Here is a 22,203-nt window from a genome sequence, read left to right as displayed (position 1 = left end):
AACAAACGGGGCATTTGCCCCGTTTGTTCCCTGATCTGCTTAGTGACCTGTCACAATCTTGGTCCAGGTGCGGGTTGCCATCTGGTTGATTTTCGGCGGGTAAGGCATCGGAACGAAGAGCTGTTTCATCACTTCTTCACTCGGATAAACCGCCGGATCATTCAGCAGTTCCTTGTCGATGAATTCCTGCGAAGCCTTGTTGCCATTGGCGTAAAACACATAGTCAGAAGCCTTGGCGATCACTTCAGGACGCATGATATAATTGATAAATTCATGCGCTTCTTCAACATGTTTGGCATCTGCCGGAATGGCCATCTGGTCAAACCACATCAGAGCGCCCTCTTTCGGAATGGAATAGCCGATTTCCACGCCGTTTTTGGCTTCTTCCGCACGGTCACGTGCCTGAAAAATATCACCCGAATAGCCGACAGCCATGCAGATATCGCCATTGGCCAGCGCATTAATATATTCAGACGAATGGAATTTACGGATATTCGGACGGATGCTTAAGTAAAGTTCTTCAGCCTTGGCGAAGCTTTCAGCGGTTGGGTTATTGGTGTCAAAGCCCAGATAATGCAGCGCCGGACGCAGCATTTCACTGCCTGAATCCAGCAGATAAATACCGCAATCTTTCAGCTTTGCCGAATTTTCAGGCTTGAACAGCACATCCCAGCTATCGATTTCGTCAACACCAAGCGCTTCCTTGATCTTGGCTTTGTTGTAACCGATCCCTGTGGTGCCCCACATATAGTTGACCGAATATTCATTGCCCGGATCATAAGCGACAGTGCGTTTGGTGATCTCGTCCCACATATTTTTCAGGTTCGGCAGTTTGTCTTTATCCAGTTTCTGGAAAACGCCTGCCGGAATCTGACGGCCCATAAATTCAGCGGAAGGCACAACAATGTCATAACCGCTGCCACCGGCCAGCAATTTTGTCTCAAGGATTTCGTTGGAATCATACACGTCGTAAACGACTTTGATGCCGGTTTCCTTGGTGAAATCTTTCAGGATGGAATCATCAATATAATCAGACCAGTTATAGATGTTCAGCACGCGCTCCTGCGCAGCAGCCGGCAGAACAGGCAGCAGCGCGGCAAGTGCCACACAGCTGGCAGAAACATATGAAAGCAAATGGGCTTTGATCTTCATCAGTCACTCCGTCCAGAAAGCTTTATGGGGCAAAAGCCTTGCAAGCCAAATCATCCCTCACACATTGCCCTTCAATGTGCATTCTCCGTTACCTTTTGAGATTAATTTGCTTTCGTCAACGGAAAGATGACGCTTAAACCGCATAGCGCCGATTATTTGAATTTAATGAACACAATTTTAAACTTTGTGTGTCCTTCAGGGCGCACAAAGGGGTATTTTATCCGGTCAGAACGGGTGCCGAAGAACGGGGATATAAGCCTTATCTTTCAAAGATATGCCACACAGAAACCATAACAGGCAAAATGCCCGAATCTTACCCGCTCTAAATTTTAATTTTACGCATTTTCCTACGCAAAACCGCTACACACTTTTGCTGGAAATGCTCCGCCCCTTTACTGGAAGTCATAGGCAGAGAAACCTGACACCATTTCATCCAGCGCCAGCGGGCGGGTGAGCGGTGGTTCGGCACGGGCAAGACAAGCCTGTCTCTCGCATAAACGACAGGCCGTACCAACCGGACTGACAGCTGAGCCGGAAGACATGCCTGCCAGATAAGCAGCATAGACCGTATCCTGCGCCACAGATGCATCACAGCCCAGCATCAGAGCTGTCCGGCGCGGTTGTTCGCCAAAACCAGTCATAGGCCCTTCAACCGTGCGGCTGATGGTCAGATATTGCGTTTTATCCGGCAGTTCCACCTGCTCCGCCAGATATTGCTGCGGATGGGAAAAAGCATTGTAAACTTGTAACTTCGGACAGGCACCACCAAAACGCGCCTGCGGAAACCCCTGCGCCCCGAAATGCCGCAAGCGATTTCCGGCCTGATCGATCTCCTGCAAGAAGAAAGCGATACCGGAAGCGCCTTGCTTTTGCAGACTGGTCAACCGGCACGCCACCTGCTCAAAAGACACGTTGAAACGCGCGCGCAACACATCAATATCATATTTTGCCCGCTGTGCCGCTTCACGAAACGGCGTATAGGGCATCATCAATGCATGAGCTGCATAGCGCAGCAGTTCAAACCGAGCGATGCGCTTTGCCTCCGCTGAACTCAGCTTCAGATCTTCCAGCTCTGCACCGATCACCACCTGCATACGAATAGAAGCAGCTTCCATGGCAATCTCGCGTGTCTGGTCAAAGATCGACAAACGCTCGGAAATAAACAACCGCAATGAGTGGCGGTCATAACGCCGCCGCCAGTTCGGCATAGTCGCGGCGGGCAATGTACGCACGGTAATCGACTGCTCACGTTTCAGCCATTGTTTCAGTGCAACGGCCAGCCCGTCTTCCGATTTCAGCAGGCGGTTAAAACTGTCGGCCTCCGCTTCAATCCGCTCGAAATAATGCGGCTTGCGCGCCAGCACTTCACGCACTTCATCCAATGGCAGGCGTGTCGGCGCAAGGCTCAGCGCTTTGCCCTCCCGCACCATCATATCGGACAGGTCTGTGAGACGCTTTTGCTGCTCACGATAGGCGCGGAATAATTTCAGTACGCCCGCAGCTGCGTTTGGCGCGGCCTCGCAAATATCAATCAGCTCCTGATCGCCCGGCAGTTCACCGGCCAGAAGCGGCTCGGAAAACACTTCTTTTAATCCGGCCAGCACCGAGCCGGTTTCTTCCTGTAACTGATCCAGATCAACTTTATAGACCGAGGCCAGTTTCAGCAGCAGCTGCACCGTTAACGGTCGCTGATTGCGCTCAATCAGATTGAGATAGGATGGCGAGATACCCAAATCCTCGGCCATCGCAACCTGTGTCAACGCCCGCTCATTGCGGATACGCCGAATACGCGCACCGGCAAATATTTTACGTTCTGCCACAGGTCTGCCCCTCCAAGAAACAACCGGATTTATCTGATCTGTAAAGAATGTGACTAATTCTTACGATTTGTCAAATTTACAAAACTTACAAATTTACAAGCCCATATTGTCAAAACACATACAGCATAACCCGAATAAAATGCTGTTATTGCGCATTTTTCTCGCCAATATATGCAGCATCTGTAAATCTGGTCATAGACAAAACAAGCATTCAACTCAAAATCTGATGACACAGTTTTACAGGATATCTGATCATGACTGATTTTTACAATCTGGTTCCATCCGCACCAAAAGGCCGCTTTGACGGCTTGCAGCGCTCGCATACTGCTGAAGATGTAAAGCGCCTGCGCGGTTCGGTTGAAATCCGCTACAGTCTGGCCGAAATGGGCGCCAACCGTCTGTGGAAACTCATTCATGAGGAAAACTTCGTCAATGCACTGGGCGCCCTCTCCGGCAATCAGGCGATGCAGATGGTTCGCGCAGGCTTGCAGGCCATCTATCTCTCGGGCTGGCAGGTTGCGGCCGATGCCAATACCGCTTCCGCAATGTATCCGGATCAATCACTCTATCCGGCCAATGCTGCACCGGAACTGGCAAAACGCATCAACCGCACTTTGCAGCGCGCTGACCAGATTGAAACCGCAGAAGGCAAAGGCCTGTCCGTAGACACATGGTTTGCGCCGATTGTTGCCGATGCTGAAGCAGGTTTCGGTGGCCCGCTGAACGCTTTCGAAATCATGAAGGCTTTCATTGAGGCTGGTGCCGCCGGTGTTCACTTTGAAGATCAGCTGGCATCGGAAAAGAAATGCGGCCATCTCGGCGGCAAGGTTCTGATCCCGACTGCAGCGCATATCCGCAATCTGAATGCCGCGCGTCTTGCCGCTGATATTATGGGTACGCCGACACTGGTTATCGCCCGTACCGATGCGGAAGCCGCCAAGCTGCTGACTTCGGATATTGATGAACGCGATCAGCCATTTGTTGATTATGACAAAGGTCGCACCGTTGAAGGTTTCTACCATGTGAAGAACGGTCTTGAGCCATGTATTGCCCGCGCTGTCGCCTATGCTCCGCATTGCGATCTGATCTGGTGCGAAACTTCGAAACCCGATCTGGAACAGGCGCGTAAATTTGCCGAAGGCGTGCATAAAGCCCATCCGGGCAAGCTGCTGGCCTATAACTGTTCGCCGTCGTTCAACTGGAAGAAGAATCTCGACGACGCCACGATCGCCAAATTCCAGCGTGAGCTGGGTGCGATGGGCTACAAGTTCCAGTTCATCACGCTGGCCGGTTTCCACCAGCTCAATTTCGGCATGTTCGAACTGGCACGCGGCTACAAAGACCGTCAAATGGCAGCCTATTCGGAATTGCAGGAAGCAGAATTTGCGGCAGAAGCTAATGGCTACACTGCAACCAAACACCAGCGCGAAGTTGGCACAGGCTATTTCGATGCCGTTTCCATGGCGATCACCGGCGGTCAGTCTTCGACAACGGCCATGAGTGAATCGACCGAACATGACCAGTTCCGCCCTGCTGCCGAATAAGCAGAAGACGGATCAGCAGAGCCGGACTCCAGTCAACTCTGCATAACAGCCATCCGTAGCCGGTTTCTCTCCTTCACCCAGCCTTATGGCAACCTTCCGGCTACGGATATCCACCTCAAACGCAACTTCAGCTCACGACCTGACTATAACCCAAGGATAAAGACCATGATGACCAAACCACAGGTTAAAGAACGGGCCGAAGAACAAGCTTCGGCTATGACAGAAGACCAGAAGGCTGCAATCCGCATGCTGGCCAACGATCTTCACCGCCTCAACCACGCTGTTATGAAAGCCGTTGATGCAGGCGTATCCGTTGAGCTGGTGCGCTCCGCCCGCCATCATGGTGGCGAAGGCCAGTGGGGTGATCTGCTGACACCGGTTGTTGTAACCCGCAGTTAAGCTCAACAGCCTTCGCCACCATGCTCTTTTTAAATTGCATGCCTGCGGCAATGCGGGACGGCGAAGGCCAGTGGGGTGATCTGCTGACACCGGTTGTTGTAACCCGCAATTAAAACCTTGCATCCTCCTATTGCCCTGCCGTTTTGTTTTTAAGGCGGCAGGGCAGCATCCAGATTTCTCAGGTTCGGCTCCATCCCCCCCAACCACCCTTCCCGCATTTCCTCAGGGTGGTATTTTTAAGTGTCTAAATCAAAAAGCGGCTGGCATGAGCGAAAATGGTGGTTTGCGAGCATCGGAACGGAGCGTACAAAGAGTACGTGAGTACCGAAGCACAGAAAATTGCCATTTGCAGCCATGTCAGGTGATTTTAGATCAGACATGAATGGGGCCGCACAATCGCAGGCTGCTCTGATATCATGACTGATTACCTTGCATTATCCTCAAATTCTCCAAGGTATTTCCGGGCAGCCTGCGTATTTCAAAAACCATCACTTTCAACAACTCCCGCCAAAAAATATTTTTGACAACAGGACTTACGCTTACGCACACAAATGCTACTCTGTTTGTTAAAGGTCACGTGAGAAGCTATAGTGACCTTAACGTAAACAGCTATCCGGTGATTAATGCCTGTCACACCTACTGAGAAGAAAAAACCGCGCAAAACTGTACGTCGCGGTACACCAGCCTATGTCAAGTCGCTGCGCGGCGTCAAAAACTGGAAAGAAGCTTCTGAATGGCTGGCATGGCGCGACATTGAAGATATTGAGTGCATCACGCCCGATCAGGCGGGTGTTGCCCGCGGCAAGATGATGCCGTCCAAGAAGTTCATCTCCAATTCCACACTGGCTTTGCCATCCGCCGTCTTCATGGTCACGATTTCCGGCGACTATCCTGATGATGGTCACGGCTTCGTCTATCCGGAAGATGACGGCGATTTGCGCCTTGTCGCCGACCTCTCAACTCTCACCGTTGTACCGTGGGAATCTGACCCGACAGCACAGGTTCTGTGCGACCTCGTTTATCAGGATGGCCGCGTGGCGGAATTCACCCCGCGCAACGTGCTGAAACGTGTGGTCGATGAATATGCCAAACTCGGCCTCAAGCCTGTTGTTGCGCCGGAGATCGAATTCTATCTGGTGCGCAAAAATCCCGATCCGGATTATCCGCTCACTCCGCCGGTTGGCCGTTCAGGTCGCGCCATTGGCGGCGGTCAGGGCTATTCCATTGCCGGTGTCAACGAATTCGACGAACTGATTGACGATATTTATCATTTCTCGGAAGCACAGGGGCTGGAGATTGACACACTGATCCACGAAGAAGGTGCCGGTCAGCTGGAAATCAACCTGCGTCATGGTGATCCGATTGAACTGGCCGATCAGGCATTCATGTTCAAGCGCACTATCCGCGAAGCTGCACTCAAACATGATATGTATGCAACGTTCATGGCCAAGCCTATTCAGGGGCAGCCGGGTTCTGCCATGCATATTCACCAGTCTATTGTCGATAAAAAGACCGGCAAGAATATCTTCAGCAATGAAGACGGCACTGAGAGCGAAGCATTTTATCACTTCATCGGCGGCATGCAGAAACATGTACCGAATGCCTTGGTGATGTTTGCGCCTTATGTGAATTCTTATCGTCGTCTGACACCGGATGCCTCTGCGCCGGTCAATGTCAAATGGGGCTATGATAACCGCACCACCGCCCTGCGCGTACCACGGTCTGATCCGCAGGCACGACGCGTGGAAAACCGCATTCCGTCTTCCGATGCCAATCCTTATCTGGCACTGGCAGCTTCGCTTGCCTGCGGTCTGATCGGGCTGAAAAACAAGATCATGCCGGACGCGCCGGTTGCTACATCCGTCAACCGCAATGAGGTGGAACTGCCGCGCGGTCTGATCGAGGCAGTCAACCTGTTTGAAGAGGACGCGGAACTGAAAGCTCTGCTCGGCGAAAGTTTTGCTACCACCTATGCCGCGATCAAGCGGGCAGAATTTGAGACTTTCATGGAAGTGATCAGCCCGTGGGAGCGGGAATATCTGCTGCTCAACGTATAATATTCCTTCCGGCACGTTGCTTTTAATCAATGTGCCGGAACAATTTCTGCCGAAATATACGTCATAAATTTTCTGCTCTCCGACATACAGCACCAGCTCAAGGCACCCAATGCAGCAGTCACAGCATTATCAGAGCCCGATTTCTCCAGGACTGTCATGGTATGAGGCAAGTATCAGTGAGCGGCCGCGCTATCCCGAATTTGACGGATCAGTCCAGACAGATGTCGTGATTATCGGCGGTGGCTATACCGGCCTCTCTGCCGCCTATCATCTGGCGGTTCAGGGTATTAAAGTCGTGTTGCTTGATGAAGCGCGTTTCGGTGACGGCGCATCGGGGCGCAATGGCGGCCAGCTGAATACCGGCCAGCGCTGCGGGGCGGAAGATCTGGAAAAACAATATGGTTTCGACCATGCCAAAGCACTTTTTGATCTGGCGGAAGAAGCCAAACATCATCTTTTAAGCTTTGCTGTGCAGCATAATATCGACATGGAATATGTGCAGGGGCACATGTCCGTGACGCATAAACAGCGCTATGACAAACAATATAAAGCCCATAGCGAAATTATGGCTACACGCTTCAACTATCCGCATCTGCGTTATATGGAGCGTGATGAGGTTGCCGAAAAACTCGGCTCAAAACGCTATTTCGGCGGCACCTATGACAGCGGCACCGGCCATATCCATCCGCTCAAATTACTGATCGGTCTGGCGAAAACCGCATCTCAGGCAGGCGCAAAGCTCTATGAGAACAGCAAAGCCACCGGCATTACTTCATCCAATGGCCGTGTAATCGTCAAAACTGCACGAGGCATCATCAATGCGGAAAAGGCCCTGATCGCAGTCAATGCCTATGGCGGTAATCTGGAGCCGGTCAGCGCTGCGCATGTGATGCCGATCCGCTCATTTATTGGTGCAACCGTCCCGCTGGATGATACATGCCGCGTTTTACCGGGAGGTGAATCCGTCGACGACTCCCGTTTTGTGGTGCGTTATTTCCGTCGTTCCAAAGACGGGCGGCTGCTATTTGGCGGACGTGAAGCCTATACGGCCGATAATCCGCGCGATATTACCACCCATATCCGCCGCCAGATCATGGAAATCTATCCGCAGCTCCAAGATATTGAGATCACCCATAGCTGGGGTGGCTCAGTTGGCATTACCATGCCGCGCCAGCCTTTTGTGCGCGAAGTTATGCCCAATGTCATCAGCGCGGGCGGCTATTCCGGCCATGGCGTGATGCTCGCCAATTTTATGGGTAAACTCTATGCCGAGACGGTGACCGGCAATCGCGAACGCCTGCGCCAGTTTGAAATGCTGAAAGTACCGGCATTTCCGGGCGGTCGCACATTCCGTGCACCGCTGCTTTTCCTTGCGCTCTCATGGTTTGCCATGATGGATCGCATATAAACCACTAATCAATGACAACAGCCCGCCGGTTATGTGTAACCGGCGGGCTGTTTTTGTTTTACAGGCTGTAGCCGCCATCCACATCAACAGATGTACCGGTGACAAATGCGGCTTCATCACTGGCCAGCCACAGAGCGGCATTGGCAATATCATCCGGCTTAGAGAAGCGCCCGAGAGGAATGGAAGCTTTGAGCGCTTCACGAGCATCCGGCGTATCCTGACCGAGGATCAGTTTCAGCGTTTCGGTTTCACTCTCCACCGGACAAATTGCATTGACGCGGATTTTATCATCGGCCAGTTCCAGCGCCATGGATTTGGTCGCGCTCATCACCCAGCCTTTGGATGCATTATACCAGGTCAGACCTTTACGCGGATGCTGTGCACCGATGGACGCTGTGTTGATAATCGCACCGCCGCCCAGTTTACGCATCACCGGCACAACTGCCAGCGTGGACAGATACAGCGCCTTCATATTCACAGCTGTAATCAGATCAAAACTATCTTCCGGCACATCAGTCAGCAGCATGTTTTTATAAGCAAAACCGGCATTATTGACCATAATATCAAGACGGCCGAATTGCTGCAGCGTCATCCCGACCAGCCGTTCAACATCATCTTTCCGCGATACATCCACAGCAAGCGGCACAGCACTTTTACCGATAGAACTTGCAACATCATTGGCACGTTTCGGATTAATATCGGCAACGGTTACTTTCGCGCCCTCCAGCGCAAAACGACGGGCAATTGCCTCACCAAAGCCAGAACCGGCGCCGGTCACAATAGCCACTTTATCTTTCAATCGTGCCATACTCTTCTCCAGAAACTTTCATTACAATGCAAATCAGTCACCCCAATGCATAAAGCATTTCAGACCTTAAGGGAATCTTGCAGGAGAAAGCGCCGGTTTTCTGTATGCTCAGGCATAATTATCCGTAAAATTAACATTTTTAAATTGATTTATTAAATCGATTTAAAAAGTCACTATTGTCAACACTGTTATTTCGCTAGATTATAATGCAAATCACTGCTTCGACCATCGTTCCGTTCCCGGACCAAATCCCACCACTTTCTCTCCATATCCTGAGATATTCTTTGAACTCATCAGGAAAACGCGAATAAAGAGACAGGTTCATGACCAGCCAGACAATTCCGGTAGAGCCCTTTGACTGCATCGTTTTCGGCGGTTCAGGCGATCTTGCCGAACGTAAACTGATCCCCGCTTTATACCAGCGCCAGCGTGCCGGACAATTCAGCGAACCGACCCGTATTATCGGTGCATCCCGCAGTGAAATGGGCGATGCCGAATATCGTGAATTTGCCCGCAATGCCATTCATGAACATGTCAAAAAAGACGAGATTGATGAAGCGCAGATCGAACAGTTTCTGCAGCGCATCTCCTATGTGGCAGTTGATGCCAAGTCCGATCAGGGCTGGCCTGCACTGAAAAAACTCATCAAAACCAAACCGGCGGATATCCGCGCTTTTTATCTTGCTGTCAGCCCGAGCCTGTTCGGTGATATTGCCCAGCGTTTGCAGAGCAATGATCTCATCAGCGATCATACGCGCATCGTCGTTGAAAAGCCGATTGGCCGTGATCTGGCATCCGCGCAAATCCTCAATGACACGATCGGCAGTGTTTTCCGCGAAGACCAGATTTTCCGTATCGACCATTATCTCGGCAAAGAAACCGTGCAAAATCTGATGGCGCTGCGTTTTGCCAATGCGCTTTATGAGCCGCTTTGGAACTCCGCCCATATTGATCATGTGCAGATTACCGTAGCCGAAGCTGTCGGACTTGAAGGGCGTGCAGGCTATTACGACACAGCCGGTGCGCTGCGTGATATGGTGCAGAACCATATTCTGCAATTATTGTGCCTTGTCGCTATGGAGCCACCGGCTTCACTGGAAGCCGATGCAGTGCATGATGAAAAAGTTAAAGTGCTGCGCTCGCTCACACCTATTACCGCCGACAATGCGCAGGAAAATACTGTACGCGGCCAGTATCGCGCCGGTGCTTCTGCAGGCGGACCGGTTAAATCCTATCTCGATGATCTGGAAAGCACTACCAGCAATACGGAAACCTTTGTGGCGCTGAAAGCCGAGATCGGCAACTGGCGTTGGGCAAATGTGCCGTTTTATCTGCGCACCGGCAAAAGACTGGCCGAACGCGTTTCAGAAATCGTGGTGACATTCAAACCTATTCCCCATTCGATTTTTGAAAGCAGTGCGGGGCAGATTATTGCCAATCAGCTGGTCATCCGCCTGCAGCCGGACGAAGGTGTGAAACAGTGGATCATGATTAAAGATCCGGGTCCGGGTGGTATGCGTCTGCGTCATATTCCGCTGGATATGAGCTTTGCGGATTCTTTTGACGAACGCAATCCGGATGCCTATGAGCGGCTGATTATGGACCTCGTGCGCGGCAACCAGACGCTGTTCATGCGCCGCGATGAGGTTGAAGCTGCATGGCGCTGGATCGACCCTATTCTGGAAGCCTGGGAGAGCAATGAACAGAAAGTTCAGGGCTATACATCCGGCACATGGGGGCCTTCCGGTTCTATCGCCCTGATCGAGCGTGACGGCCGCACTTGGCATGATAGTCTCTGACGAGACTCTTCCCATATTTGTCTCTTACGAGACTGGGGGGCACGACAGTCTCGTAAGAGATGCTGCTTATGACTGTCTCTTACGAGGATCTTCTTATGACTGTCTCTTACGAGACGGGGGCATGACAGTCTCTGACGAGACTGGGGATACAATAACCGTAATAAAAATTGAGGCCGGAGCACCGCTAAAAAGGCAGGAAATGAATACCGTCTGGGGCGGTATTCTGTATAAAGATACAAAATGACTGCGCCACACTCCACATAGGGGTGTGAAGGCGCAGAAACACTGATGGAGACTGACATAACCAATATTGAAAGGCATGATTTTGCAGAGCCATCCGCTTTGGCACTGCAATTAGCCGGAACAATCGCGGATCAACTGAATAAAGCAGTCGCGGCCAAAGGACAGGCCGTACTCGCTGTATCCGGCGGTACAACGCCGGTACAATTGTTTGAGGCGCTCTCCATGCAGGATGTGGCATGGAAACAGGTTACGATTACTCTTGTCGATGAACGTTTTGTAGCGCCGGACAATGACCGTTCGAATGAGAAACTGGCGCGCGAACATCTTTTGCAAAACAAGGCGGCGCAGGCCGTTTTTGTCAGCCTTTATATTCCTGCCCAGACAGCCAGTGTTGCTGCGGTCACTGCTGCAAACCGCATTGATGCATTGCCGAAACCCTTTGACGTCGTGGTTCTCGGCATGGGCAATGACGGCCATACCGCCTCTTTCTTCCGCGGCGGCAGCAGGCTGGATCAGGCCATTGATCCGACAACCCGTGCTGTTGTGCTGCCAATGCAGGCTGAAGGCGCAGGCGAACCGCGTCTGACCCTTACCCTGCCGGTGATTGCAAATGCCGATCTGCTGATCCTGCATATTGAAGGGCAGAAGAAACTGGCTGTTCTGGAAGAAGCATTGGCCAGCGACTTCAGCGAAGCAGATATTAATCTGATGCCCGTACGCGCCGTTTTTGCCCATGCAAAACAAGCCGTACAGCTTTACTGGGCACCATAAATCCAAAGCGATTACTGCATTATCCGCTCATTCTCCGATGATATACGGCCGGAGAATGAGCCGGAGTGCACACCCTTTTCTCCCCGTCCATTCCCGTGCGCTTTATAGACGCATCAGCCTTTTTCCACTCTTTCGCTATACTTATTTTCCGTATATTAAACTGCCATTAAATCGGTTTAAATATTAATGCGCATGACCGGTTTCTGACCGGTACGGGAGACTGAAATGACCGTGAATCACACCCTGCAGGCGATCACCAACCGGATTATCGAGCGCTCCCGCCCGACCCGTGAAGCCTATCTGGGGCGCATCAGTGAAGCTGCATCACGAAAGCCTGTACGTACTGCACTTGGCTGCGCCAATCTGGCTCATGGTTTTGCGGCCTGCGGCCCTTCCGACAAAGCAGGACTGGCAGGCGATCAGCTGCTCAATATCGGCATTATCTCCGCTTATAATGATATGCTCTCCGCGCATCAGCCATTTGAGACTTTTCCGCAGCTTATCAAACAGGCAGCGCGTGAAGCAGGCGGCATTGCGCAGGTGGCCGGTGGCGTGCCTGCCATGTGTGACGGTGTTACGCAAGGTTTTGCGGGCATGGAACTGTCGCTGTTCTCACGCGATGTGATTGCCATGGCCACTGCCGTCGGCCTGTCCCATGATATGTTTGACGCTGCCGTCTATCTCGGTGTTTGCGACAAGATTGTGCCGGGGCTGGTGATCGGCGCCCTCACCTTTGGTCACTTGCCTGCGATTTTTATTCCGGCAGGGCCTATGACATCCGGCCTGCCAAATGATGAAAAAGCCCGCATCCGCCAGCTTTATGCGGAAGGCAAAGTCGGTCGTGCAGAATTGCTGGAATCCGAGTCCAAATCCTATCACGGCCCCGGCACCTGCACCTTCTATGGCACAGCCAATTCCAATCAGATGCTGATGGAAATCATGGGACTACATATTCCGGGTTCATCCTTCATCAATCCGAATACACCATTACGCGATGCGATGACGAAGGAAGCCGCCAAGCGCGCTTTGCAGATCACCGCCTGCGGCAATGATTATACGCCGGTCGGCGCAATGCTGGATGAGCGCTCTTTCGTCAATGGAGTTGTCGGCCTCAATGCCACCGGCGGCTCCACCAACCACACCATCCATCTGATTGCCATGGCCGCAGCCGCAGGCATCAAGCTGACATGGCAGGATATATCCGATATTTCGGCTGCTGTGCCGCTGCTTGCCCGCGTCTATCCGAATGGGCTTGCCGATGTGAACCATTTCCATGCGGCAGGCGGCATGGGCTATCTGATCCGTGAATTGCTGGATGCCGGTCTGCTGCACGAAGATGTGCGCACCGTCTGGGGCGAGACTTTGCGCGACTATACGATTGAACCGGCGCTCAATGCAGATGGTACGATTGCACGCAACCCTGCCCCTGAAGTGAGTGCTGATGCAAAAGTTCTGGCCAAAGCCAATGCGCCTTTCCAGCCGGATGGCGGCATTAAAGTGCTGAGCGGCAATATTGGCAGCGCGATCATTAAAGTCTCTGCCGTCAAACCGGATCGCCATGTGATTGAAGCGCCTGCGAAAATCTTCCATGATCAGTCGGAAATGCAGGATGCTTTCAAAGCAGGCAAGCTCGAAGGTGATTTCATCGCCGTTGTCCGCTATCAGGGACCGAAGGCTAATGGCATGCCGGAACTGCACAAGCTGATGACTGTGCTTGGCATTTTGCAGGATCGCGGACAGCGCGTGGCACTTGTGACCGATGGCCGCCTCTCCGGTGCATCCGGTAAAGTGCCTTCTGCCATTCATGTCACTCCGGAAGCACTGGACAACGGCATGATCGCGAGAATTCAGGAAGGCGACATTATCCGCCTTGATGCCGTGCAAGGCACCCTGTCTGTCTTGCTAAGCGGGGATGAATTGCAATCGCGCAATATTGAAACACCTGATCTCACGCGTAATCATTTCGGCATGGGACGGGAGCTGTTCTCCGCTTTCCGGCACATTGCAGGCCATGCGGATCAAGGCGCATCAGTATTTTAAAAGGCAACAAAAAACGGCGCGATCAAAATGACCGCGCCGTCCTTTTAACTACTTAAAATCAAAATTTTGGTGCTTTCGCACCGGCTGCACGGCAAGCGGCGACCAGCGTATTGGCCATCAGCATCGCAATGGTCATAGGTCCTACACCGCCCGGAACCGGCGTAATCGCTCCGGCCACTTTTGCAGCCTCTGCATAATCCACATCGCCGACGAGACGGGTCTTGCCTTCACCCTTTTCCGGTGCATCAATGCGGTTGATACCCACATCAATCACAGTTGCACCCGGCTTAATCCAGTCACCTTTGACCATTTGCGGACGACCAACCGCTGCCACAAGAATATCAGCGGTGCGTGCCAAGGCCGGCAGGTCTTTAGTACGGCTATGGGCAACAGTGACAGTCGCATTGGCTGCAAGCAGCAAATTCGCCATCGGCTTGCCAACAATATTGGAGCGGCCGATGACAACTGCGTTCAGACCAGACAGATCACGACCAAGCTGGCGCTCAATCATAATCATGCTGCCAGCCGGTGTGCATGGCACAAAGGCACTATCCACAGCGCCGGTACCGAGCTTGCCGACATTGATATAATGAAAGCCGTCGACATCTTTGTCCGGCGCGATAGTCTGAATAACGCGACCTTCATCAATATGTTTCGGCAGCGGCAACTGCACCAGAATACCGTGAATGGCAGGGTCATTATTGAGACTGTCGATCAAATCCAGCAGATCCGCCTCAGATGTATCTTCAGTCAATGTGTGCTGTACAGAGTGGAAACCGCATTCGCGTGCTTTGCGGCCTTTGGAGGCGACATAAACCTGACTGGCCGGATCTTCCCCGACGATCACCACAGCAATCCCAGGCTTTGTGCCGGTTGTATTTAACAAGTCGGATGTTGCAGCTTTAACCGCTGCCACCACATCTTCCGCCAGCAATTTACCGTCGATTACTTTTGCGCCGCTCGTCTCAGTCGCCATCTCACAACTCCGTCAGACAAAAAAACAATGCAAGGCCGAAATTGCGGGATCACAAAGCCACGCGCTCACATCCTGCCCCCGCATAATCTGCCAGCGCGATGATGACAATCAAAAAACACTCATGCTATCGGAATAACGGCATCAACGTGACGAATTTTCATTCTGTCTGGCACTGGCCAGCTTCTCATGCTCACGCAATGCCTGCCGGATTTCGGCCAGTGCATGGGAAAGGTCTGCAGCTTCAGGAATAATCTGATCCGCTGCGGCATTGCCGAGCGCATTTTTGCGCATGGCAGCATAGGTTTTGGAAACCGGCTGGCGCACTTCCGCAATAGCCTCTTCCGCCGGTTGCTGTTTCAGCTCCTGCGGTTCTGCATCGGCCTGTTTCACAGGCATTTGCTTTGCCACAGACGCGACAGGCATTTGCCTTATAACCACCGGCTGCGCAGGCTGATCCGCAGCGGTTTCAGCTTGTTTGCCGCGCTTTAAAAGGCCGGACAGGTTCAGCCACAGTTTCTTGAACAACGAAGATGACGAAGCCGGTGCAGGTTCGGCAAGTACAGCTCTGTCAGCTTTTACCGATGTCTGTGCGGGAGCCTGTGCCGGAGCCTGTGCATGACTGCGCAGCGGCTGCACACCGGTGCGCCCCATTGCGGCACGTGCACGGTAAGCGCGGGAACGCTGGATGTTCAGGCCGAAGTCCTGCGGTGCATAGGCCAAAAGCGGTAATGTGCCGGAAAATTTATTATCACGTTCCATAATGCCGCCCCGTCTTAAAATTTATTTACACAGTCATTTCATAATATGCGCCGGACACGCAGGCATAATATGCGCCAGAGACGCAGGTATAATATGCGCCGGACACGCAAACGGCATCCGGTATCAGAGTGTTTTGCCCCTCCTCTGCACATTCCAAAAATCCGGCCAAAACCGAGGTTTTTTGGAAATTCCATGCCTGAAACGCCTGTTCTGCCCGAAAAAACGGACTCATAAGAACCTGACCGACCGGAATAAAATTCACAGCAGATCATGAAAGCTTTTCAAAACTGTTCGCAGATAAGCGACACGCCAGAAGCAACGCATTTCACAATGTAAATCACGTTTACCCGTTACGCCTTTGCAGAACGGCGAAGCCGGTGCAAATCACTCTGTCTTATGGTTAACAAAACCTTAATGACTCTGGCAACCACTATAAGAAATAAATTTCACATTTATCTGATTAATGTGACACCGCGCCTGTCATGAAGCCGGAATTTCCCTCTGCGCAGCGAACGATATTTCCATCTGCCGGTCGAATGTTCTATGGTCGGGCAAATCACAGGAGAGGCATTTGATGGCAAATAACACTGTTGTTCTGGTTGGTTGCGGCAATATGGGGTTTGCCATGCTGCAGGGATGGCTCTCCTCGGGCAAGTTACAGCCTTCTGACGTGACAGTGGTTGAACCGGCAGACACTTTGCGCGAACGTGCGGCAAAACTCGGCGTTAAAGTACTGCCGGACAGCACAGGCATTACCGGCTCTCCGCAGCTGATTATCATTGCGGTCAAACCACAGGTCATTCAGGACATTCTGCCTGCCTATAAAAACCACGCATCGGCCTCGGCTTTTCTCAGCGTGGCTGCCGGTACACCGGTTGCCTTATTCGAGAAAATTCTGGGCGCGCAGGCCGCGATTATCCGCTGTATGCCGAACACACCGGCAGCGATTGGCAAAGGCATGATGGTGACATTTGCCAATAAAAATGTGCAGGCAGATGTCATGCGCTTTACCGAAGAATTGCTGGAAACCAGCGGTCAGGTGGCACAGGTCAAAGATGAAAACCTGATGGATGCCGTAACCGCAATATCCGGCTCCGGTCCCGCCTACGTGTTTCATTTCATTGAATGTCTTACACAAGCCGGCATAACCGCCGGTCTGCCGCAGGATATTGCTGCCATGCTGGCCATGCAGACAGTTTACGGTGCAGGCGCGCTCGCTGCGGCAAGCACGGATACGCCATCGCAATTGCGCATTAATGTCACCAGCCCTAACGGAACAACAGCCGCCGCTCTCGAAGTGCTGATGGGTGATAATCGCCTGCAAAATCTTGTCAGCGAAGCAGTTGAAGCTGCCCGTAACCGCTCTGTGGAACTCGGAAAAAGCTGAAACAGAATACCGCATTACCATAGAGGGAGAGGACGGGTCGTCTTCTTCCTTTTCGTATTTTAAAAAGATTTTTCTTTTTTACAGCATTATCCGAAAGTACGATAATATCGGGATTTACCGGAGCGATATTTTCGTTACTCTGACAGGCACGATCTTTGTTTCATGATCGTCTTTGCGGGTTAAAAGCCCGAACAGAAAACACGGCTGAAACAGCCGTCCATTATAGAACTGTCATATAATCAGGCGATAATCAGCCGACACTTTCCGGTTCAGGCTTTGATGCCGGAAACAGATTTATATTTTCAACGGCCTGTCTGTGCGCCGCAAAACACAGAAACAGGCATTTTTTCAAATTACTGCGAACTCCATGCAAGGAAAGTTTGCAGTAAGCAGCCCGACAGAGGAGACAGGAATGTCAAGTTTACTGCCGCCGCTCCATAACGGACATGCATCAATTTATCTGCTGAACGGCTTCCACGAAGCTGTTCATGCCTATGAAGACTGGGATATGGCCGGTCAGGAACCACAGGTTGCCGTGTACGGAAAATCCGTCCGCATCAGCGTGATTTTCCGCCGTCTGACCCAATGTTCAGACCGGTTGCCGCAACATGTTCTGCAATCACTCAAAGCGGCGATACCGCATATTATGAAATATCAGCCTGCAGATTTCCCTGCCACTTATGCAGATGCAAGTGGTTTGCTGCGTCAGGCTCTGCGGAATTATACCCGCAATCCGGTGATCGCGGCCCGTTTCAATTAAACGGGGCTAAGCTTTACAAAAACACAACATACGGGCAGATTTTCTATCTGCCCGTTTTCCATTTTACATAGGTAATATTTCTCACTTTCCGACAAGACCTTTAAGCTGCTATAGGCAATTCTTATATGCGGTCGCAGAGCTGCGATCAGCGAAAAATATAAGCCGCTCCGGCAAAGGTTAGTCATGCAGAAACCGCAGATTAAAGCATTCATCATTCATCTGGAGCGCGCAACAGAACGCCGTGCGCAGGTGAATGAACTGATCTCCCAATTACCGGTACCGGCAGAAATCATTACAGCTGTTGATGCAAAACAGCTGAGCGATGCAGATGCCGCACAAGCCTATCAGACGCGCCTGCACAAGCCTTATTATCCGTTCCGCCTGAGCCGCAACGAAATTGCCTGTTTTCTGTCGCACCGCAAAACATGGCAGACAATCATCGATCAAAATCTCGATGCAGCACTTGTGCTGGAAGATGACGTGGCACTGACAGCGGACTTTCCTGCTGCTTTTAAAGCGGCCGCGGCGATTGCCGAGCAAGGCGGGCTGGTACGTCTGCCGTTCCGCTCCGACCGTGAGACCGGCGCTGTTGTGCTCGAACAGAGAACAACGAAAGTCATTCGTCCCGTACCTGTCGGGCTGGGCATGGTCGCGCAGCTGATTACCCGTGATGCCGCGCAGGCACTGTTGAAAGCAACCGAGAAATTTGATCGCCCCGTTGATACTTTTGCCCAGATGAACTGGGTAACCGGATTGCAACCGCTTTCCGTTGTTCCGGGCGGTGTGCAGGAAATATCTGCCAATCTGGGCGGTAGCACCTTGAAACAGAACCGCTCTCTGGCGCATAAACTGCACAGAGAACTGATGCGGCCTTTCTACCGGCACAGCGTCAAAACCTATTCCCGCAAATCCGGAAAAGCCTGATGAAATCTTCTGCTATTCCCATTCTTCTCTATCATTCGATTGATGTACCGCCTGCACGCGACAAGCCGTTTCGCAGCCTGCATGTGCATCCGGACCGGTTCCGCTCACAGATGCGCTGGCTGAAAAGACTGGGCTATCAGGGATTGTCCATGCGCGATGCCCGCCCTTATCTTGAGGGCAAAAAACAGGGAAAAGTTGCGGTTATCACGTTCGATGACGGTTTTCTCAATGTCTATCAGCATGCCATGCCGGTGCTGAATGAGCTGGGTTTTACTGCCACCAATTATTTCGTCGCCAACCAGATCGGCGGACGTAATGAATGGGACATTCCGAAAGGCGCGGTTGAAATTCCCTGCATGAGTGCCGAACAATTGCGCGACTGGGCTGCACATGGCCATGAGGTTGGCGCACATACGCTTGATCATATTTATCTGCCGGATGCGGATTTGCAGGAAGCAGAACGGCAGATCGCCGGTTCAAAGAAAATTCTTGAAGAGATACTCGGCGCTGAAGTCACCAATTTCTGCTACCCTTATGGCGGCGAAACACAGGCTGTGCGCGATGTGGCCCGACAAGCGGGTTATGTTCACGCCACCACCACAAAACGCGGTCATGCCCGCGCAACAGATGATCCGTTTGGCTTGCCGCGCCGTTATATCCGCCGCACCGATGGCGGATTATTGTTCCTGAAAAAGCTCTTCGGCCTCTGACCGCCGGAGAGAAAACTTTTATTCCGGCATCATTTCAAAGAAAATTACTTTACCGCAGAATTGCAAAACCGGATTTCATTACTATAAACTGGCAGCGACCTGTAATAATTTTTTCTTACAGATTACAGCATCGTCACCTGAAGCCGGATATATGTTTTGACTGTATTGCCTTCTGCCTGCACTGACCGCCCGCATCATGAAAACCGGCACAAATCCATCATCATTATCGGGGGCGGCTTCTCCGGCGCCTCTCTGGCCTATCATCTGGCAGCGATAACCGATCCGGCAAAACTTCAAATTACAATCATAGAACCGCGCTCCTCTCTTGGTGCCGGTCTGGCTTATTCCACCAATGAGGATGCCTTCCGCCTCAATGTTCTCTCCGACCGGATGAGCATATTTTATGAAGACAAGCCGCATTTTGCCCGCTGGATGGAAGAGCAGCACAGTCTGAACAATGATCCGGAAGCCATGACGGTGAACGGCCAGATTTACGCAAGGCGCAGCACTTTCGGCACCTATATGGCGGAACAGCTTGCACCGCTGCTTGCCAGCGGACAAGTGCAGCATATTCGTGCCAGCGCTACCGGCGCAAAACGCTGCGCCTCCGGCCGCTATCAGGTTACCACAGATAAAGGCGAAACGCGGGAAGCGGATTTTCTGGTGATCGCTGCGTCTCATCCGCTGCCCGCCCTCCCCGCACCATTGCGAGAACTCCAGCAATCCGGCCAGAGCCATGTAAAAGGACTGATCGCCAATCCTTATCAGGCAGGTGCTCTGCAGCAATTGCTTCAGGAGACAGGTCCGGACAGTTCGGTTCTGATCGTCGGCGCAGGTCTCACCTCTGCCGATATGGTTGCAGGGCTATCACAACACGGACATCGCGGCAATATCACCGTTTTGTCCCGTCACGGTCTGCGCTCCCGCTCCAATCTGCGGCTCAAAGCAGATGAGCCAAGACCGCCGCGTTTCTTCGGTGATTTTATCAATCCGCCGGAAACATCGGCCGTGCGCCTGCTGCACAAAATCCGCCGGACAATCCGCGAAGCGGCACAACAATCCGTGCCGTGGCAATCGGTGATTGATACTTTGCGCGATCAGGGCGGCGAGACATGGCTTGCTCTGCCGCTCATTGAGCGCAAGCGCATTGTCCGCCATCTGCGCACGTTCTGGGATGCGCATAGGTTTCGCTTAGCAACACAGACAGATGATGTTCTTGATGAACGCTGCCGTGCCGGAACACTGAAATTTCTCGGCGCACACCTCACGGATGCTGCACGTGCTGATGACGGTCACGGCTTTATCGTGACCTATCGCCTGCGCGGACAATCCGAAACAATCAGACAGCATTTTGACGCTATTATTGTTACAACCGGCCCTGCGCATGGCGATATTATCGGTCAGTGCCCGCCATTGGCAATGCTCTGCGAAGACGGTTTGATTGAAATGGATCCTACAGGTCTTGGCCTGCATACAAGCCGCACCGAGCGAACGGATACAACCATGCGTGCCATCGGCAAAAACGGTAGCATTGCTGATAATCTGTTCATCGCAGGGCCTTTAGCCCGCGGTACATTCGGGGAATTAATGGGCGCGCCGGAAGTGGCGCGCTATACAGAAACATTGGCGGACGTCATCAGACAGGCTACTGCGCTTATTCAGCAGCCTCATAAATCTGCTGACGTCTGTTGAAAACGGCCTGCGCACCATCAAGGATCAGAAGCAGTTTTTTGTCCCACCAATCCTTCGGATGATCTGTCATCATACGGCTCATAATCAGGATCGGCCGCGCCGTATCCGGATTGCGGGCAGCTTCTGCCTGCCACGACTGCACAACCTTCTCAATTCCGCGTTCGCCAATGCGACCCGGTTTTTTATAAGCTCTGCGCCAGCCGGTGAAGTAATCGACCGTCATATCCATCATACTGTCGATCAGCACAACGGCTTCCTCAGCCGAGAAACCATATTCCACAAACTGGTTAGCCATTTCGCCAAAAGCGCGGATACCGGACGGCGGGGATACTTCCAGTTCCCGCATGGCATCGGCCAGCCCCGGATGCCGGTTGAATAATTCCCAGGCCGAATTGGCGACATTTTGCGCAAACTCATACCAGTCGGCAGGATTACCGCGCCAGTCCAGTTCGGTAATGGCCAGATCGGCAGCAGCCAGCAGCAATTCATTGCGGCCTTTGACATAGCGGTAAAGGGATGAGTGATCGACCCCCAGCGCCTGACCGACAGCAATCATCGTCACATCATCGAGACCGATTTTCAACGTCACACGCGCGATTTCCTCAAGAGAAATCCGCGCCGGACGACCGATACGCGGGCTTGGCGCCACACATGACTTTGCCGAAATTTGCTTTTTCATAGCCGCCCCGTCCGAAAATTATGCATGCACGTAAGGATTAAACACTCTGTTGCAAACTCAATTAGCGTTGAATGCGCCCTTTTACAACAGAGTGTGACTAAAATTGCGGACAGCTCCGGCCTTTTCAACCGGAATATATCGAAAACCCGTGACTGAGGCGGCCTGATTGACTGAAATCAATGCCGCAAAACCGGCCTAGGTCTATTTACCGCACATGTCCTTATAGACGGCGCGCCTCTAAAGGATTAGGTAACGGTGAAGAAAAGGAAGATGCC

Annotated in this window: 18 protein-coding genes; 12 read left to right on the top strand and 6 right to left on the bottom strand. The window is 52.2% G+C overall.

All coding sequences use genetic code 11. The features are described 5' to 3' along the window. Positions 1–39: 39 nt before the first annotated feature. Both LDL70_RS03005 and LDL70_RS03000 read right to left on the bottom strand, forming a co-directional pair. Positions 40–1,152 carry a polyamine ABC transporter substrate-binding protein gene (locus LDL70_RS03005; RefSeq protein WP_022710503.1) on the bottom strand — a complete coding sequence of 371 codons (1,113 nt, stop codon included), beginning with the start codon at positions 1,150–1,152 and terminating at the stop codon, positions 40–42. Positions 1,153–1,544: 392 nt separating this feature from the next. Next, positions 1,545–2,972 carry a short-chain fatty acyl-CoA regulator family protein gene (locus LDL70_RS03000; protein ID WP_225686951.1) on the bottom strand — a complete coding sequence of 476 codons (1,428 nt, stop codon included), beginning with the start codon at positions 2,970–2,972 and terminating at the stop codon, positions 1,545–1,547. Between the two features lie 254 nt (positions 2,973–3,226). On the opposite strand from LDL70_RS03000, the gene aceA reads away from it, so the two are divergent. The 4 genes from aceA (at position 3,227) to LDL70_RS02980 (ending at position 8,380) form a co-directional block, all read left to right on the top strand. After that, positions 3,227–4,516 carry an isocitrate lyase gene (gene aceA, locus LDL70_RS02995; protein ID WP_075654394.1) on the top strand — a complete coding sequence of 430 codons (1,290 nt, stop codon included), beginning with the start codon at positions 3,227–3,229 and terminating at the stop codon, positions 4,514–4,516. Positions 4,517–4,681: 165 nt separating this feature from the next. Next, positions 4,682–4,915: a hypothetical protein gene (locus tag LDL70_RS02990; RefSeq protein ID WP_022710500.1), complete on the top strand. Its 234-nt coding sequence runs from the start codon at positions 4,682–4,684 to the stop codon at positions 4,913–4,915. Between the two features lie 623 nt (positions 4,916–5,538). Further along, positions 5,539–6,972: a glutamine synthetase family protein gene (locus LDL70_RS02985; protein WP_213596819.1), complete on the top strand. Its 1,434-nt coding sequence runs from the start codon at positions 5,539–5,541 to the stop codon at positions 6,970–6,972. A 109-nt stretch (positions 6,973–7,081) separates the two neighbouring features. Continuing rightward, complete coding sequence (locus tag LDL70_RS02980; RefSeq protein ID WP_225686940.1) at positions 7,082–8,380, top strand: FAD-binding oxidoreductase; 1,299 nt, start codon at positions 7,082–7,084, stop codon at positions 8,378–8,380. A gap of 58 nt (positions 8,381–8,438) precedes the next feature. Here the strand turns inward: LDL70_RS02980 and LDL70_RS02975 are convergent, their stop codons facing one another. Further along, positions 8,439–9,188 (bottom strand): glucose 1-dehydrogenase, encoded by a 750-nt coding sequence (locus tag LDL70_RS02975; protein ID WP_225686938.1) that lies wholly within the window; start codon positions 9,186–9,188, stop codon positions 8,439–8,441. Between the two features lie 323 nt (positions 9,189–9,511). Between LDL70_RS02975 and zwf the strand changes: the two genes are divergently transcribed. The 3 genes from zwf to edd all read left to right on the top strand — a co-directional run bounded on the left by zwf (position 9,512) and on the right by edd (position 14,041). Next, entirely contained in the window at positions 9,512–10,987 is a 1,476-nt protein-coding gene (gene zwf, locus LDL70_RS02970) for a glucose-6-phosphate dehydrogenase (protein ID WP_225686936.1), read from the top strand. A gap of 288 nt (positions 10,988–11,275) precedes the next feature. Beyond that, positions 11,276–12,001, top strand: a complete 726-nt coding sequence (gene pgl, locus LDL70_RS02965; RefSeq protein ID WP_075654390.1) for a 6-phosphogluconolactonase — start codon at positions 11,276–11,278, stop codon at positions 11,999–12,001. Between the two features lie 225 nt (positions 12,002–12,226). Further along, positions 12,227–14,041 (top strand): phosphogluconate dehydratase, encoded by a 1,815-nt coding sequence (gene edd, locus LDL70_RS02960; protein WP_225686934.1) that lies wholly within the window; start codon positions 12,227–12,229, stop codon positions 14,039–14,041. A gap of 58 nt (positions 14,042–14,099) precedes the next feature. Here edd and folD read toward each other — a convergent pair whose 3' ends face one another. Beyond that, a complete protein-coding gene (gene folD / locus LDL70_RS02955) occupies positions 14,100–15,017 on the bottom strand; it encodes a bifunctional methylenetetrahydrofolate dehydrogenase/methenyltetrahydrofolate cyclohydrolase FolD (RefSeq protein WP_225686925.1) in 918 nt (305 codons plus the stop codon). Between the two features lie 141 nt (positions 15,018–15,158). Next, positions 15,159–15,776, bottom strand: a complete 618-nt coding sequence (locus LDL70_RS02950; protein ID WP_225686924.1) for a hypothetical protein — start codon at positions 15,774–15,776, stop codon at positions 15,159–15,161. A 574-nt stretch (positions 15,777–16,350) separates the two neighbouring features. Here LDL70_RS02950 and proC point away from each other — a divergent pair. The 5 genes from proC to LDL70_RS02925 all read left to right on the top strand — a co-directional run bounded on the left by proC (position 16,351) and on the right by LDL70_RS02925 (position 21,249). After that, positions 16,351–17,163 carry a pyrroline-5-carboxylate reductase gene (proC, locus tag LDL70_RS02945; protein WP_225686922.1) on the top strand — a complete coding sequence of 271 codons (813 nt, stop codon included), beginning with the start codon at positions 16,351–16,353 and terminating at the stop codon, positions 17,161–17,163. Positions 17,164–17,575: 412 nt separating this feature from the next. Beyond that, positions 17,576–17,923, top strand: coding sequence for a hypothetical protein (locus LDL70_RS02940; RefSeq protein ID WP_213596801.1), 348 nt, complete (start codon positions 17,576–17,578; stop codon positions 17,921–17,923). Between the two features lie 183 nt (positions 17,924–18,106). After that, a complete protein-coding gene (locus LDL70_RS02935; RefSeq protein WP_225686914.1) occupies positions 18,107–18,847 on the top strand; it encodes a glycosyltransferase family 25 protein in 741 nt (246 codons plus the stop codon). After that, positions 18,847–19,557 carry a polysaccharide deacetylase family protein gene (locus LDL70_RS02930; protein ID WP_213596797.1) on the top strand — a complete coding sequence of 237 codons (711 nt, stop codon included), beginning with the start codon at positions 18,847–18,849 and terminating at the stop codon, positions 19,555–19,557. The genes LDL70_RS02935 and LDL70_RS02930 overlap by 1 nt, the downstream gene beginning before the upstream one ends. Before the next feature lie 156 nt (positions 19,558–19,713). Continuing rightward, a complete protein-coding gene (locus LDL70_RS02925) occupies positions 19,714–21,249 on the top strand; it encodes an FAD/NAD(P)-binding protein (protein WP_225686912.1) in 1,536 nt (511 codons plus the stop codon). Here the strand turns inward: LDL70_RS02925 and LDL70_RS02920 are convergent. Continuing rightward, a complete protein-coding gene (locus LDL70_RS02920; RefSeq protein ID WP_151158436.1) occupies positions 21,212–21,928 on the bottom strand; it encodes a TetR/AcrR family transcriptional regulator C-terminal domain-containing protein in 717 nt (238 codons plus the stop codon). The two genes, LDL70_RS02925 and LDL70_RS02920, sit on opposite strands and share 38 nt — an antisense overlap. Positions 21,929–22,203: the final 275 nt, after the last annotated feature.

The organism is Pseudochrobactrum sp. XF203 (assembly GCF_020341615.1).
GTDB classification, from domain to species: domain Bacteria; phylum Pseudomonadota; class Alphaproteobacteria; order Rhizobiales; family Rhizobiaceae; genus Pseudochrobactrum; species Pseudochrobactrum saccharolyticum.
This window is presented reverse-complemented; position numbering and strand designations above follow the sequence as displayed.

Bases quoted from the DNA above. Each gene is read 5' to 3' on its own strand.
- LDL70_RS02940 (WP_213596801.1), top strand. From the start codon at position 17,576: ATGTCAAGTTTACTGCCGCCGCTCCATAACGGACATGCATCAATTTAT.
- LDL70_RS02930 (WP_213596797.1), top strand. From the start codon at position 18,847: ATGAAATCTTCTGCTATTCCCATTCTTCTCTATCATTCGATTGATGTA.
- zwf (WP_225686936.1), top strand. From the start codon at position 9,512: ATGACCAGCCAGACAATTCCGGTAGAGCCCTTTGACTGCATCGTTTTC.
- LDL70_RS02920 (WP_151158436.1), bottom strand. From the start codon at position 21,928: ATGAAAAAGCAAATTTCGGCAAAGTCATGTGTGGCGCCAAGCCCGCGT.
- LDL70_RS02935 (WP_225686914.1), top strand. From the start codon at position 18,107: ATGCAGAAACCGCAGATTAAAGCATTCATCATTCATCTGGAGCGCGCA.
- LDL70_RS02985 (WP_213596819.1), top strand. From the start codon at position 5,539: ATGCCTGTCACACCTACTGAGAAGAAAAAACCGCGCAAAACTGTACGT.
- LDL70_RS03005 (WP_022710503.1), bottom strand. From the start codon at position 1,152: ATGAAGATCAAAGCCCATTTGCTTTCATATGTTTCTGCCAGCTGTGTG.
- folD (WP_225686925.1), bottom strand. From the start codon at position 15,017: ATGGCGACTGAGACGAGCGGCGCAAAAGTAATCGACGGTAAATTGCTG.
- aceA (WP_075654394.1), top strand. From the start codon at position 3,227: ATGACTGATTTTTACAATCTGGTTCCATCCGCACCAAAAGGCCGCTTT.
- edd (WP_225686934.1), top strand. From the start codon at position 12,227: ATGACCGTGAATCACACCCTGCAGGCGATCACCAACCGGATTATCGAG.
- LDL70_RS02990 (WP_022710500.1), top strand. From the start codon at position 4,682: ATGATGACCAAACCACAGGTTAAAGAACGGGCCGAAGAACAAGCTTCG.
- LDL70_RS02975 (WP_225686938.1), bottom strand. From the start codon at position 9,188: ATGGCACGATTGAAAGATAAAGTGGCTATTGTGACCGGCGCCGGTTCT.
- pgl (WP_075654390.1), top strand. From the start codon at position 11,276: ATGGAGACTGACATAACCAATATTGAAAGGCATGATTTTGCAGAGCCA.
- LDL70_RS02980 (WP_225686940.1), top strand. From the start codon at position 7,082: ATGCAGCAGTCACAGCATTATCAGAGCCCGATTTCTCCAGGACTGTCA.
- proC (WP_225686922.1), top strand. From the start codon at position 16,351: ATGGCAAATAACACTGTTGTTCTGGTTGGTTGCGGCAATATGGGGTTT.
- LDL70_RS02950 (WP_225686924.1), bottom strand. From the start codon at position 15,776: ATGGAACGTGATAATAAATTTTCCGGCACATTACCGCTTTTGGCCTAT.